Below are 14,976 nucleotides of genomic sequence, written 5' to 3' on the forward strand. Positions count from 1 at the left end.
GATGAAAATCAAGATTCGGAAGGCAAAACGCTGATTTTCATCGCAACTTAGGAACAGACCGACCGGCAGGAACGAGCGAACCAGCTTCGAAGATAGTCGTTCAGCGGCTCAGGCGAGCGACAGTCTCGGCGATGGTGACGTCCGAGGCGGTGGCAGATAAGCGCAGGTGGGTGGGGTCGCCGTAGAACTCCCCAGGGCTGGCGACGATACCGAGATGCGCGAGCGCATCCATATCCTGCCAGCAGTCACCGGACTTCGCACGCACCCAGACATAGAGCGCTCCTTGGGGCATATGCGCATCGTAACCGGCGGCACGCAGGCCGTCAACCAACTGATGAAGACGCTGACAATAGCGGACGTGCTGGGTACGAACCGCATCGGTATCGTGCAACGCCACAGCCATCGCAGCCTGGACCGGGCCGGGAATAATCTCACCGATCTGCTTGCGGTAGACGACCATCGGCCGGACAAGCTCGGGGTCACCGGCGATGAGCGCGGTGCGATAGCCGGCCATATTGGACTGCTTGCTCAGCGAGTACAGCACGAGGATGCCTTCGGCGCTGCCGTCGCAAACGTCGGGCTGCAGCATGCAGGGAGCAGGCGAGGGTTCATCTGCCGTCATGGTTCCGACGAGTCTGCTTGCACCGGACGACGTCTGCGTATCGGCCGACTTATGAACGGTACCGGCAACGCCAGGTATCCGCCGTTTTCCAGCGCAGGCCGTTTGCAAACCAGTCGATTCCGCACAAACGGCCGGATCTGCTGTCTGCTCCTGCGAAACCGCTTGAGAACTGTCGCTTGATACAGCACAGAGGTCTTCTTGACTCGCATCCGTCTGGTCATCGGCCCGGCCGATACTCTTGCGGCTTTTCGGCAGGCAATCGCCGCCGCCAGTACCCCCTGCCCACGTGAGCAGGCCGTAGCACTCGTCGGAAAGGACCACGGCGCCGATCTCGCGGGCGGCGGCGACGATGCCGTGCAATTCCTCGGCCGAGAGCACCTCGCCGGTCGGGTTGCAGGGTGAATTGACCCAGACAGCCTTGACACCGGGAATGGAACGCCACGAGTCCACATCGGCGATATCGGCGGCCTTGTAAGTCTTGGCACCGGCCAGTTGGGTGCCGATATCGTAAGTCGGATAGGAAACGGCGGGCTGCACGATGACGTCGCCCGGCCCGAAATGCAGCAGCGAGGCCATGAGCGCGACGGCTTCCTTGGATCCGACGGTGGGCACGAAATCGGCGTCGATCGCTCCGAAATCGACACTACGATTCGCCCGGAACCACTCCTGCACGGCTTCGCGCAAGGCATCAGTCCCCACAACGGTCGGATAACCGTGGGCGTTGGGCGCATCAGCACCATCGGCGAGCGCCCGCTGCACGCTCGCAGGCACGGGATCAACCGGCGAACCAACGGAAAGGTCAATCATGCCGCCGTCGGCCTGCGCCGCGATCTTTTTATACGGCGCGACGCGATTCCAATCGTAGGGAGAATCAAACCTGTAAAAACCCATTGCCGTCGCCTTTCGCGTCAACTCAACCATAAAAACTACTGTATCGATGATACCGGCGTTGACGCCGAACAACAGCCGTCATTTCGCTGTATGTGCTCGTACAATACAAAACCGCCGAACTCCATAGCAAAAAGCGAAGTTCGACGGTCTGAAAAGAAACAATCAGTCCTGGTTCTGCGGGGGAAGCGCGGCGATGCGGGCTTCGTCCTTGCCAGACGGGCCAGCGGCCTGGGCACCGCCCAAATCACCGAGATCGTTGAAATAGGTGACCGCGGCGTCCTTGTACCACGCCCATTCCTCGGGCACGTCATCCTCGTAGAAGATGGCCTCGGTGGGACATACGGGCTCGCAGGCACCGCAGTCCACGCACTCATTGGGGTTGATATAGAGCGTACGATCGCCCTCGTAGATGCAGTCGACCGGGCATTCGTCCACGCACGCTTTGTCCTTGACATCGATGCAGGGCTGAGCAATTACATAAGCCATCGAGGAGGCCTCCTTACAACCTAAACTGTCTTAAGGTTACGTGGACGCAACGACGGCACAGCCCTACGCGAAGACCAAACTTTCTACTCATCGCTGCCACGGAAACCTACCAAGAACACTACAGGCAACAATAGCTAGGGCCATTCCGCTTCAGTGCAATGCCGCACCTACGGAACACAACGGCAACGCAGGTACGGCAAGCGACGGATTCAGGCCAGACCTGCCCCAGCATCTCACGACACCGAAAAATACGGTCCGCTAGGCGCGGCGGATCTCGGTATCCGTCTCGACGATGCCGGCCTCGGTCTTGGTCTCTTCGGCCTCTTTGACGGCTTCGTCGAGTTTGCCACGACCCAGCAACGAGTGACGGTAGGAATAGCCGAAGTAGATGCAGAAACCGATCAGCAGCCAGACCAAGAAACGAATCCACGTCAACACTGACAGATTGATCATCAGCCAAAGGTTGGCCACGGCGATGAGAATCGGCACCCATGGATTACCGGGGATTTTGAAGGCGCGCGGCAGGTCGGGACGCTTCTTGCGCATGATCGGGATGGAAATCGCGACCAGTGTGAACGCCGAAAGCGTGCCGATATTGACCATGTCCGCCAGGATGGAGACATCGAACGAGGACGCGACGATGGCGAAAAGCACACCGACGGCGATCTGCAGCCTGGCCGGGGTACCGTGCTTGCCGACCTTGGAAAGCCCGCGCGGCAGCAGGCCGTCACGGCTCATCGCGAAGATGACGCGGGTCAGGCCGAGCAACAGCACCATGACCACGGTGGTAAGCCCAATGACGATGGCGAAGGAAATGATCTTGGCGGCCCAAGTGGCACCCGCCAGCTCGAAGCCGGTGGCCAACGACGGATCTTTGGCGCGGGCTAGATCCTTGTAGGAGACCATGCCGGTGGTGACGATGGCGACGAGCATATACATGATGACGACCATCACCATACCCATGCCGATGCCCAAAGGCACGTTGCGCTTCGGGTCCTTGGCCTCCTCGCTTGCGGTGGCCACCACGTCGAAACCGAGGAACGAGAAGAAGACCAGAGCCGCGCCGGAAACGATGCCGGAAACGCCGTAGACAGTGGGCTGCTGGCCGGTGAGCCACTGGAAAAGCGGTTGGGTCATCACCCCGCCAGACGACGGCCCCAACACTTTGCTGGCAGGTTCGCTCGGCGGGATGAACGGGGTGAAATTCGATGCCTTGACATAGAAGAATCCGACGACCACCACGAAAACGACAATGCCGATCTTCAGAATCGTGAACGCACCATCCACGCGCGCGCCGATCTTGGTGCCGAGTACCAGCAACACTGTAAAGAACGTAATGACGATCAGCGGCGCCCAATCAAACGTGAACCCGCCGAAATGAAGCTCCGTACTAGTGCGGAAACCCATGAGACGCAGAAAATCGTTGAGATAGACGCTCCAATATTTGGCGACCACAGAGCCGGCAAACAGCATCTCGAGGATGAGATCCCAGCCGATAATCCACGCGACGATCTCACCGACCGTCGTATACGTGAACGTATAGGCCGAGCCGGCCGCAGGAATCATCGACGCGAACTCCGCATAGCACATCACCGCGGCCCCGCAAATGATGCCGGCGATCAGGAAGCTCAGGATCGCGGCCGGACCCGCGTGATAGGCAGACGCCTGCGCGCCGATGGAGAAGATGCCCGCGCCGACGGCGACGGCCACACCCATAATCGCCAGATCCCAAGCGCCAAGGCTGCGAACGAGTTTGCGATCGCCCGTGGCGGTTTCGGCAAGCGCCTGTTCCACCGATTTCGTCCTGAACAGCTTCATTTCGGTACGTCTCCTTTTTAGCCGACCTTCAACTCGATCGACGAATCGTTTTGTCTACCTCAACAGGATAAACGCAAGCCACCACCGCGTTGCTATTTTGCACGGTCCTTGGCAGCCGCCTTTTCGTCCATGACCTTCTTGACATCGGCATCCAGCTCTCCGGTGCCCAAACGCGAATGACGGTACGAATAGCCGAAGTAGATGCAGAAGCCGACCAAGAGCCAGACCACGAAACGGATCCAAGTGAGCACGGAGAGGTTCACCATCAGCCAGAGGTTGGCGACGGCGATCAGGATGGGCAGCCAGGGGTTGCCGGGAATCTTGAACGAACGATGTAGGTCGGGGCGCTTCTTGCGCATGATCGGCACGGAGATGGCGACCAAGGTGAAGGCCGAAAGCGTGCCGATGTTGATCATGTCGGAAAGCACGCCGATGTCGGAGCAGGCGGCCACGAGGGCCACCACGACACTGGCGACGACCTGCAGCTTGGCGGGGGTGCCGTGCTTGCCGACCTTGGAGAAGCCGCGTGGCAGCAGGCCGTCACGGCTCATCGCGAAGACCACGCGGGTCAGGGACAGCAGCATCACCATGACCACGGTGGTCAGGCCGAGCACAATGGCGAACGAGATGATCTTGGCGGCCCAGGTCGCGCCGACCAGCTCGAAGCCGGTGGCCAGCGACGGGTCCTTGGCTTTCGCCAGGTCCTTGTAGGAGACCATGCCGGCCGTCACGATCGAGACGAGCACGTACATGACGATGACCAGCAGCATGCCGATCCCCAGGCCGAGCGGGACATTGCGAGCCGGGTTCTTGGTCTCCTCGCTGACGGTGGCGACCGCGTCGAAGCCGATGAAGGCGAAGAAGACCAGAGCCGCGCCGGAAATGATGCCGGAGATGCCGTAGATGGTCGGCTGCTGGCCGATGACCCACTGGAAAAGCGGCTGGGTCATGACGCCCTGCGAAGCCGCTCCGGGCACCGAGCCCGCGGGCTGGGACGGCGGAACAAACGGCGTGTAGTTGGAGGCCTTCACATAGAAGAAGCCGACAACCACGACGAAGACGACGATACCGATCTTCAGAATCGTGAACGCGCCGTCCACACGCGCGCCGATCTTCGTGCCCAGCACCAGAAGGACCGTAAAGAACGCGACGACGATCAGCGGCGCCCAATCAAACGTGAAGCCGCCGAAATGCAGCTCTGTACTGGAATTGACACCTATCAGATGCAGGAAGTCGTTGAGGTAGACACTCCAGTACTTCGCAATGACCGAACTGGCCATCAGCATCTCGAGGATGAGGTCCCAGCCGATGACCCACGCCATCAGCTCGCCGACCGTGGTGTAGGTGAACGTGTAGGCCGAGCCGGCCGCGGGAATCATCGACGCGAACTCCGCATAGCACATCACCGCCGCCGCGCAGATGATGCCGGCAATCAGGAAACTGATGATGGCGGCCGGGCCGGCGTGATAGGCGATGGCTTGGGCTCCCACGGAGAAGATGCCTGCGCCGACGGCGACGGCCACACCCATGACCGCCAGATCCCATGCACCCAAATTGCGAACCAACTTGCGATCGCCTGTGGCGGTTTCGGCAAGCGTCTGCTCCACCGATTTCGTTCTCAACAGATTCATTGTCTCCCCCTCTTGCACAGACAGCAATGCAATAGCATCAACGGAAAGCATAAGGGCAAGAAATCACGAGATAGTCATTCCATCCGTATCGTGAACATTTTTATTGGCAGTCCCAACAGACACGTTTTCTCCCTGCGTCTAGGCACAGCAACGAGAATTGACTGATAACCATGGATTCCCGGAATCTCATTGACGGGGCTGCCAAGCATAGAACAAGCTTGATCGCCTTTTGAAAATCTCAATCGCCAACGATTTTCGAAAACCGCAGATCCGCGGACATCCTTTTTTACCGCAGATCCATGCCCACCACAACCGGCTCGGGCACCAGACGAATGCCATAGGCCGCTTCGACACCATCCTGAATGGTGCGCGCAAGCTCGGCGATATCTTCCGCACTCGCTCCCCCACGATTGGTCAGAGCGAGGGTATGGAGGGTGGAAAGCCCGGCACAGGCGTCGCGCCGCACCTTGAATCCCTTATGGAAACCGGCATGATCGATAAGCCATGCGGCCGAAGTCTTGACGCCGGGTTGGCCGTCTGGCAGAATCGCATCAAAGCGCGGAGCATCGGCAGGTAGATGAACCGCCTGCGCGGGTTCAAGAATCGGATTCATGAAGAAGCTGCCGCAGCTGTGACGATTGAAATCGGGCTGGCGCTGAACTCCGCCGTCAGCGCTGTCCCTTTGGAAGCCATGGGCTTGGTCGAATTCCTGCTGGCCCGGAACATCGTTGCCATGTGAAGCATTCATCGCTTCGGTCGCTTCCATGGCTTCGTTGACGTTACGCTCATCCCTGCAGCCACACATCCAAGGCGAGGCATATCGGCCCGAATCCTCCAGCATGCCTTTGGCGGCACGGATTTTCAGCACGGCGTTGCGAATCAAGGCAATCGACATCCGCTTCCCTGTTTCCACGCCAAGTGCCTTGGCCAGCTGGCCGAACGCCACTTCGCCGGTACTGCTTCGACGCAACACGAATGTCACGTCAAGCACCGCGTAGCGAGGTGTCGGGAAATAGTCGCCGGCAGGGGTCGCCGGAGCAACGTACATGCTGGATTTCAAGGCTGAGCTGCGGTAACCGAAACGCATGTCTTCACGCTCAAGCCGACACACGCTGTCGCTCTTGCGATCAAAGACCCGAACCGAAGACACCACCGAAGCGACTTCCTGACCGTAGGCTCCAATATTCTGCACGACCGAAGCTCCAACGGTTCCCGGCACGCCAGACAGTCCTTCCACACCCGAAAAACCAGAGGAGACGCAGAAAGCGACGAAATCGTCCCAGCTCACGCCGGCCTGCGCCACGATGACAACGGCATCTGCCTGTGCGTCCATATTCGCATCAGCGTCACCCTCGGCGGTCGCAGCGACGTTTGGACTGGTGTCGGTATCCGCTTGATGATCCGTCTGGGCTTTCGTATCGTTTGCCGTATCGCTTATCGTATCGCCCCTTGCGCCACCATCGAACGACGCCCTGATTTCGGCTTTATCCTCCGATACCGAAATTCCCCGTCGCGCATCGCGCACCACAACACCGTGGAACGGAGCATCCGCAACCAAAAGATTCGATCCGCCTCCGATGACCAGCAATGGCAAATGCGCCATATCGGCACCGCGCACGGCGGTGATAAACGCTTCTTCGCTCCGGGGTTCGACGAACCGATCGACCGCTCCGCCGACACCTATGGTGGTCAGTTGCGCCAGCGTCGGTGTCGTCGCTTTCGCTGCTCGTGGCGAATCCGCCTGCGTAATCATGATGTGGTCATCCATCTTTCGTTGTGTCTGCTATCAATATTTCCAGCATAAATATAAAAAAAGCCCGACCGAAGTCAGGCTTGAATACCGCTAAAACTCAACGAGTCTCGCGATGCACAGTTTCTTTGCCACAACGAGAGCAGAACTTCTTCAGCTCGAGACGATCTGGGGTATTGCGACGGTTCTTGGTCGTAATGTAGTTACGCTCCTTGCACACCGTGCATGCCAGCGTGATGCCCGGACGGACTGCGGCGCTTTTGCTTGCCATTGGTTCACCTTCTGCGTGTTGTTTCTTACCGACTTCTGTCGGTAGTTTGTAGCGGGAAAGAGACTCGAACTCTTGACCTTACGATTATGAGTCGTACGCTCTAGCCAGCTGAGCTATCCCGCCAGAGAGCCTCGGGTGAGAATCGGACTCACGACCTCTTCCTTACCAAGGAAGTGCTCTACCACTGAGCTATCGAGGCGTGGCGGATAGTGGATTCGAACCACTGAAGCTATCAGCGGCTGATTTACAGTCAGCTCCCTTTGACCGCTTGGGAAATCCGCCATTACTTACTTCGCAACTTTAAAAGCCTTGAAGCAGGCAACTTGACTATAATGCCATGAACCGGAGACTGATGCAAGCCCGCGACACGCCTAGTGTGTCGAAAACAATACCGCCACACCAACAAAACGTTGGAATGACGGCATTTTGACACTTATTTCGCATTTGGATAATTTATTGAGACTATGTTCTTCTTTCAGGCGATGCCGTCATCCTTCAGCGTCTGGCAGACTTCGATGACCTTGTCGTTGGCCTCTTTCTCGCCGATGGAAATGCGGATGCCCTCGCCGTCGAAGACGCGGGTTGAAAGACCGGCAGCCTTGAAACGAGCCTCGGCTTCGGCGGTCTTGGACCCAAGCGGTAGCCAGAAGAAGTTCGCGTACGGCTCCGGGAAGTCCCAGCCCTGCCCGCGCAGCGCACGCACGATACGTCCACGTTCACCGATCAGCGCCTGCACGCGTTCCATCAGCTCGTCCTTGGCCTCAAGCGAGGCGACGGCGGCGACCTGTGCGGTCTGCGTGACGCCGAACGGAATCGACATCTTGCGCATGCCGGCGGCCACGTCCGGTGCCGCGATGCCATAGCCGATACGCAGCCCGGCCAGACCATAGGCCTTGGAGAACGTATGCGCCACAACGATGTTCGGATATTCGCGATAAAGCTTCATCGCCACGCTGGTGTCCGGATCGGTGTTGAAGTGGATATAGGCTTCGTCGAAAAGCACGATGACGTCGCTGGGAACCGCCTTCATCAGGCGGCGCGCGTCGGCGTCGGAAACCGACGAGGAAGTCGGGTTGTTCGGGTTGTTGACGATGATCATGCGGGTCTTGCTGTTGATCGCGGCGATCATCGCGTCGATATCGTGGCCGCCGTCGGGACGGTTGGCGATCTGGACGCTCGTCGCACCCGCGCCGGAAACGATGATCGGATACGCCTCGAAGCTGCGCCACGGATAAATCACCTCGTCACCGGGACCGGCCAGCAGGTCGACCAGCTGGGTGATGACCTCGGTGGATCCGCAACCGAGCACGATTTCGGCGGGATCGACCTCATAATCCTTGGCAAGCCTGCTGACGACCTGCCAGCCGGACATATCCGGATAGCGGTTGATACGGTCGAGCGCCTGGTCTTCGATGGCCTTCTGGACGCTGGGCAGCGGCGGATAAGGATTCTCGTTGCTGGAGATCTTGAACGAACGCTGGCCCGAAACCGCTGGAGCCGGCTTGCCTTGCTTGTAGGCGGGAATGGTATCGACGATGGCACGATGTTTGAAAGTCATAACGGCATTGTAAGTCGCAACAAGAGATATTGCACATTTTACGTTTTATTTCAAGACGGAATGCCACGAATCCAAAACCTTGCACGAAAACGGAGGCCCGGCCATCCGCCTATCAGAACATTTCCGGCAAACGAAAGGGAGCTTTGGCCGTTGACGTCCAAGCCATGCTGTCGCCCTTGCCGGCACACCCTATGCGACAACCCTGTTCAAACAACGATGCGCCCCAACCGCAGAAGGGTTGGGGCGCATCGTATGAAATGTATGCGAAAGCGGCAATCAGTTCAGGATCGCGAGTACGTCGCGGGCACCGACGATGAGGTAATCCTCACCCTTGTAGTGCACTTCGGTGCCGCCATACTTGGAATAGAGCACCTTGTCCCCGACCTTGACATCCATCGGGATGCGCTTGCCGTTGTCGTCACGACGACCCGGGCCGACGGCCAGAATCTCGCCCTGCTGCGGCTTCTCCTTGGCGTTGTCCGGAATGTAGAGACCGGATGACGTCTGCGTCTCCGCTTCGGCTTGCTTCACGATAATCTTGTCTTCCAACGGTGTAAGTGAGATCGACACTGTGGACCTCCTCTTTCTTAAGTGAGAGTGTTATTTCTCGCGCGAGGACACCGCTTTCAGAGGCTGACGATCACTTTCGGCACCGTCCCTTTGCGCTTACCTGTCTATCGTAGCGCGAAAATTAGCACTCTGCCAACCCGAGTGCTAACGCTCTCAGTGAAACCTTCACATTTGGACCCGATACTGTTGAAATTCCTGCGAATAATCCCGCAATCCATGCGTGCCCAACGACGAAAACGGAATCCAGAGACCCGTACGGAGCAGGTTAACCCACAGGCCGGCAAACAACCGATTCGACCAATCAGCAAGCCACGAAGCCTGTGCGCCTACGCAGACAAGGCACTCGAGTCCACTCCTCGCGCCGATCGATACCGGCGCTCAGACGTTCCTGCGTTCAAGAATCTTTTCCAACCCGGTTCCCAAAGAATCCGAAGATTTCGCAGGAGCTTCCGTATCCGCAGAGACTTCCGAGGCGTGGAACTTCTCAGGATCGTTGGTATAGCCCGTCTTTTCTCCCTGTTTCTTGCCATTGCGCTGGGCGAGCGTGTGCCCGCGCCTGGACGCGGCCCGAGCCCGCTTGCGGTTCTTCATGGAAATCAGCTTGCTCGCTTGCTCTTGTGCGTGACCTGTTTCAGATACGGAGGTAGCGGAAAGCGCCCTGGCTGAACCGTCTGGCTTGTTCTCGGAGGCTTGAGCCGACGATTCCTTGGCCTGCTTTGACGCCGACGAAGAGCTATCCGCCGAGCCTTTCTCCATCGCCTCAGCCTTGGCGACCTGACGTGTGGATTTGATTTCCAGACTCTCCGGCTCTTCGCTTTTGACGTCCACGCCATTGCGTGGCGCACCGAGCGAGAACGAAATAAGATCCTGGTTCGGAGCCAGATCGACCACATCCAAAGCCTGCGCCGGATGAACCCGCTTCAGCTCATTGGTGGCATCGCTCGGCTCGACCTGTTGTTTCTTCGAGCGATAGTCGGCCTTGCCGGAAGCGTGAGCGTTCGCGGCCGCATCATCTTGACGACGGTTGGCAGGCTTAGACGTCTTGCCGGTGTTCTTTGCCGACGCAGAGGCGTCTGCCGCCTTCGGCTTCGAATGACATACGGAAACCGAGGGCGATTCGGTCTGAACCGCCGATTGGTTTTTGGCCTTGGAAGACTTCATCGCGTTGTCGGACTTGGTCTCGCCTTTCGCGGCTTTGCCCGTCGACTTGGAGGCTTTGACGGTATCTTCGTTCTTCGTACGCGATTCGGAAGCGGCGACGCTTTGGACGGACTCGGCCTTCGACTTGGAACGTCGGCTCTCAATACGTTCTTTTTCGGCCCGAGTCTGTTTGACCGCCTTCGCGATTTCCTGCTCAGCCATCAGTCCGGTGGGCTGCTCATCACTGGATACGGGTTTCATGGAATCTTCGTTGGCAACCCGGTTGTCGGTTTTGGCCGTCTGACCATTGGCAACGGCCGCAGAACGGCCACGCTGAGATTGACCGGCCTTGGCTTGCGCGGCACGTTTCACCTTGAGGTCACGTTCCCAAGCCCTGGCATGATTGGCCGTGCGCACGCCCAACGCCACGACCACCGCGAGCAATACCGCGGGAATCAAGGCAAACAGCGGACTGAACTTCAACGGGAAGGAAACGGCGAGAACCACAATCGTGACGAGAAGCAACGCCGCCGAAACGATGGCACGCCTGCGCGCCGCCTCACGCCGAAGCCTACGGATACGCGCGACTCTGGCACGTTCCTTCATGGCTTTCGCGGTTCGTGCAACCGATGCCCCCGATGGACTCGCGACAATACCTTTTCGCTCCGATTGCATGACAATCCCTTTCGCCGAAGACTGGCGTTCATCACTAAAACGAGTACCGCTTTCGGCATCCACCAGATGCAACGACGGCGAGTACTTGTCCTCACGATGCTCGACCACCTTTTTCATACTATCCACGGTGCGCCGCGGAAGCCAGCCGAGTAACAGGATAACGAGAATGACCAGCACAACAACACCGCTCACCCACGCATAATCCATGGTTTCAAGAATAGAGAGAGTTAGTGACTTTTTACACCCGTGTAATTCGCACGCGTCATACAAGCAGTCGTCGGGTGAAACCATGCGGCGCATCCTCCGCCAACAGACTATAGACGTCGTGGTCACGCCATTGATGGTGGATGTACATGCTTTTCAAGCGCGTGCCCTCGTGATGGGCCTGCAATTTCTGCGCCACCCTGCGAGAACGCCGGTTTTCCGGCAGCATTGATATCTCCAAACGATGAAGCCGCGGACCGTTTGGACTGAACATCGCCCAATCCGCCAACATCGCCGCCGCCAATGGCGCGATGCCGTGGCCGGCGTGACCCTGATCGACCCAGTACCCGATATTGCCGCAACGCGACGATCCGTAGCTGATGGCACCCACGGAAATCTGGCCGATGATGTCCATCTGATATTCGATGACGAACAGCGCGCCGACCCCAAAGGCTTCGTCGCTACGCTGCCGTTGCAGCCACGTGTTGAACGTCAAAGCGGGTCCATGCATCGGATCGTCGGAATCCCAGGGAGCAAGCCAGGCAGCGTTGCGTTGTCTGGCTTCGTTCCACGCCGCCTCGTCCTCCGCCACCATCGGACGCAGACGAATCTGAATGGCGCCTTCGGGAGGCACGAGCTCGACCGGCATGGTGATGGCGTTGGGATTGGGGACAAACGCGTTGCGTAGCGAACGAAAGACTGACACACGTTTATCATACCCATTCGAGTCTTGCCTATCCGGACATCGCCAATCATCGATGCACAACCGCCGCGTAGTATGAAACCATGGGCAACGAATCCGAAAGCATCGATACGTTGAAACAGGGCATGCGGCGCAAGGCCATCGTCAGGCGCAAGCAAGTCGGCGAGTCCGAACGGGCGCAGGTCGGCGTGAGGCTGGGGGAACTCGGCGCATCATTTTTGAGCGGTCTGTCGGACGAAACGAACAGGTTCAACAGACCGGCAAGTCCAAACGGATCAAACGCGTCAAAGAGACCATATGGACCAGGTAGATCGGATGAATCGGATAAATCGGATAGCGAAGATTCGACGAGCGGCATCGAAAAGGTCAACGATGCCAACGGTTCCAATGCTCTTTGCCATATCAAAGCCAACGGCGCGGCCTTTGACGTGAAGCCCGGAGACACCGCTGCCGCTTACATTTCGATGGGCACGGAGATACCGACGCTTGGATTGCTGGACCAACTGGTCAAGCGACGGCTGCGAGTACTGGTGCCACGGCTCGGCACAGGGCGCGACATCGGATGGAGCGAGTATGCCGGCGAATCCGCACTACGAGAGATGCCGCACACCGCAACGGGTGGGTTGAGGCCGGCGGAACCTGACGGCAGGGTTCTGGGGCCGCGAGCCCTTGCCGACGCAAAAATCGTCTTCATACCGGCTTTCGCCATCGATCTCGACGGCACTCGGCTGGGACGCGGCGGTGGTTGGTACGACCGAGTTCTCAGCCTTTGCCGCCCTGACGCGCTGAAGATCGGGATTTGCTGGGATTTTGAATTCATCGACCGCCACGACGCCGTGCCTCGAGAGATTCATGACATTGCGGTGGATGCCGTGATAACGGATAGACGAATCATTACTATCTGACAAAACGACAAGCGTTGGGCTTTGGTCGGAGCGTTCTCATGCAGAGATAATCACGAAAACGGACCCGAAAATGTGATTATCACTGTATCAGGCTAGTCAGTACAGAGATAATCACGTTTTCGGCTCGAATTATGTGATTATCTCTGCATCGCACCACTTCGTAGGCGCCTCATCATGCTTTGGCCAATTGCCAAACCCCGGATCTTCACGCAACGCTTCCCTGCTGGAAGATGCCACAACTTCACCGGAAACGAACGAGCGTCAAGGCTGGGACTAGGATATGAACAGTTGAATTGTTAAGCATTTATCTTTGTGGAGGGACCGTTGCCTACTTATCACTATCGTTGCAAGAACTGTGGATACGATTTCACCGAGCAGCAGTCATTCTCCGACGATCCCATTACCGTTTGCCCCAAATGCGGCGAAGAGCAGGTGCGCAAGGTCTATTCGGCGGTCCCCATCGAGTTCAAGGGACACGGCTTCTACCGCACCGATAAGGGAGGTTCGTCGTCTTCATCGAAGGAATAGGCGCTATTCGATTGGTTGAGCAACCCTGAGAAAGCCGGGGCTCGTTTTGATGCGAGCGCCGGTTTCGTGTTTTATGCCTGCCAATCAAGAGTTCCGGGTCAACAATGATGTGCACGAATCAAGGTTTGGTCCGCAGTTCCGATTGATCGATAAGGTGGATAACTCGTTTTAGATCTCCACCGCGACACGCCCCGAATGTTGATAAGCCGTATCATCCGACCACAGTACCCGTTTTTGCCTCGGTAATTTGAGGTTCTGGTCCATCATGGAACCATGAACCTTTTTCATCATGGAGACCATCAAGGTCTAAGCGTAAAGCAACCGACGCTCAGGCAACGGCGCACCATGCGTCAGACGCGTACCGTGCTCGCGGCACTGTGTGTCGGGTTGGCCGTTTTCTTTGCCTTGCAGTCGATTTCCAGCAGCGTTGCCACTAAAACCGCCGTTACCGCCACCCGTGCCATCAAACGCGGGCAGACCATCCGCGCCGATGACCTCAAAACCGTACAAATCGCCGACAGCCCTGCTTTGGCAAACGTGTTCGGCCCGGATGACGACGTACAAGGACTCATAGCTCAAGTGGACATCGAAATCGGCAGCGTCATCTCCCGCCCCATGGCACGGGCCTCACCGGTGATCGGACACGGTTTGACCACCATAGACGTCAAAATCAGTGGGTCCTCACAGACATTGATTGCCGGTGACAAAGTGTCGCTTGTCGGCAGCGGCGGATGCGGCGCCTTGCCGGATCCATCCAATCAACACTCATCTGCAGGCCTGCACAGTGAAACCGATACGGCACCGATCAATCCGTCGACCGGAAACACTCTGGAAAACGGAGAATCGGCAGAAGGGAAAGCGAACAGCGGCGCAAGCATAGGCAACCCGGACAACGACGACTCGGGAATGCCAAATACGGCGACACCAACGCAGTCGGACGGGCAAACCTGCATGCTGGCCAGCCAGGCAACGGTCACTGGCAGCCCGCATCGCGATGACGGCGGCAATGTCACCACCCAGCTGGCCATGCCACCGCAGGATGCCGCCCGGATCATGGCAGCGCAGGAACGCATGCCCATTATGGCCGCTAGGCTCTAGCCCAACAATATCAACCACAGAGGGCAGGGCTATCAGATATCAACGAACGATAGGAGCACAACATCGACGAAGCAACATCGACGAACCGAGAAACCATCGACATCGGCTACAGGCATTCATCACAAC

The 14,976-nt window shown here is 58.0% G+C and carries 13 protein-coding genes and 3 tRNA genes; 3 read left to right on the forward strand and 13 right to left on the reverse strand.

The features are described 5' to 3' along the window. Positions 1-100: 100 nt before the first annotated feature. The 13 genes from OZX64_RS07230 to OZX64_RS07290 form a co-directional block, all read right to left on the reverse strand. The gene (locus OZX64_RS07230; RefSeq protein WP_277172352.1) at positions 101-1,513 is read right to left on the reverse strand and encodes an aminotransferase class I/II-fold pyridoxal phosphate-dependent enzyme; all 1,413 of its coding nucleotides are present in this window, start codon (positions 1,511-1,513) and stop codon (positions 101-103) included. Between the two features lie 162 nt (positions 1,514-1,675). Continuing rightward, the gene (gene fdxA, locus OZX64_RS07235; protein WP_277156935.1) at positions 1,676-1,999 is read right to left on the reverse strand and encodes a ferredoxin; all 324 of its coding nucleotides are present in this window, start codon (positions 1,997-1,999) and stop codon (positions 1,676-1,678) included. A gap of 258 nt (positions 2,000-2,257) precedes the next feature. Next, a complete protein-coding gene (locus OZX64_RS07240) occupies positions 2,258-3,817 on the reverse strand; it encodes an amino acid permease (RefSeq protein ID WP_277172354.1) in 1,560 nt (519 codons plus the stop codon). Positions 3,818-3,909: 92 nt separating this feature from the next. After that, complete coding sequence (locus OZX64_RS07245; RefSeq protein WP_277172356.1) at positions 3,910-5,448, reverse strand: amino acid permease; 1,539 nt, start codon at positions 5,446-5,448, stop codon at positions 3,910-3,912. Positions 5,449-5,734: 286 nt separating this feature from the next. After that, positions 5,735-7,201 carry an FAD-binding protein gene (locus OZX64_RS07250; protein WP_277175015.1) on the reverse strand — a complete coding sequence of 489 codons (1,467 nt, stop codon included), beginning with the start codon at positions 7,199-7,201 and terminating at the stop codon, positions 5,735-5,737. Between the two features lie 97 nt (positions 7,202-7,298). Then, complete coding sequence (gene rpmG, locus OZX64_RS07255) at positions 7,299-7,469, reverse strand: 50S ribosomal protein L33 (protein ID WP_277156933.1); 171 nt, start codon at positions 7,467-7,469, stop codon at positions 7,299-7,301. A 49-nt stretch (positions 7,470-7,518) separates the two neighbouring features. After that, positions 7,519-7,592 (reverse strand) — tRNA-Met (locus tag OZX64_RS07260). Positions 7,593-7,596: 4 nt separating this feature from the next. Continuing rightward, positions 7,597-7,668 (reverse strand) — tRNA-Thr (locus tag OZX64_RS07265). A 1-nt stretch (position 7,669) separates the two neighbouring features. Beyond that, positions 7,670-7,751: transfer RNA gene (locus OZX64_RS07270), tRNA-Tyr, on the reverse strand. Between the two features lie 193 nt (positions 7,752-7,944). After that, complete coding sequence (locus OZX64_RS07275) at positions 7,945-9,027, reverse strand: histidinol-phosphate transaminase (RefSeq protein WP_277172359.1); 1,083 nt, start codon at positions 9,025-9,027, stop codon at positions 7,945-7,947. Positions 9,028-9,303: 276 nt separating this feature from the next. Then, on the reverse strand, positions 9,304-9,597 hold the full coding sequence (gene groES, locus OZX64_RS07280) for a co-chaperone GroES (protein ID WP_277156931.1): 294 nt from the start codon (positions 9,595-9,597) through the stop codon (positions 9,304-9,306). Positions 9,598-9,975: 378 nt separating this feature from the next. Beyond that, positions 9,976-11,529 carry a hypothetical protein gene (locus OZX64_RS07285; RefSeq protein ID WP_277172361.1) on the reverse strand — a complete coding sequence of 518 codons (1,554 nt, stop codon included), beginning with the start codon at positions 11,527-11,529 and terminating at the stop codon, positions 9,976-9,978. A gap of 145 nt (positions 11,530-11,674) precedes the next feature. Continuing rightward, entirely contained in the window at positions 11,675-12,265 is a 591-nt protein-coding gene (locus OZX64_RS07290) for a GNAT family protein (protein WP_277175017.1), read from the reverse strand. A gap of 137 nt (positions 12,266-12,402) precedes the next feature. Here OZX64_RS07290 and OZX64_RS07295 point away from each other — a divergent pair, with 137 nt between their 5' ends. From OZX64_RS07295 to OZX64_RS07305, 3 genes are all read left to right on the forward strand, one after another. Further along, positions 12,403-13,224 carry a 5-formyltetrahydrofolate cyclo-ligase gene (locus tag OZX64_RS07295; protein ID WP_277172363.1) on the forward strand — a complete coding sequence of 274 codons (822 nt, stop codon included), beginning with the start codon at positions 12,403-12,405 and terminating at the stop codon, positions 13,222-13,224. Positions 13,225-13,548: 324 nt separating this feature from the next. Then, on the forward strand, positions 13,549-13,752 hold the full coding sequence (locus tag OZX64_RS07300) for an FmdB family zinc ribbon protein (RefSeq protein ID WP_277175018.1): 204 nt from the start codon (positions 13,549-13,551) through the stop codon (positions 13,750-13,752). 273 nt (positions 13,753-14,025) lie between these two features. Then, a complete protein-coding gene (locus OZX64_RS07305) occupies positions 14,026-14,850 on the forward strand; it encodes an SAF domain-containing protein (RefSeq protein WP_277172365.1) in 825 nt (274 codons plus the stop codon). Positions 14,851-14,976: the final 126 nt, after the last annotated feature.

Origin of the sequence: Bifidobacterium sp. ESL0704 (assembly GCF_029392075.1) — a bacterium.
Classification (GTDB): Bacteria; Actinomycetota; Actinomycetes; order Actinomycetales; family Bifidobacteriaceae; genus Bifidobacterium.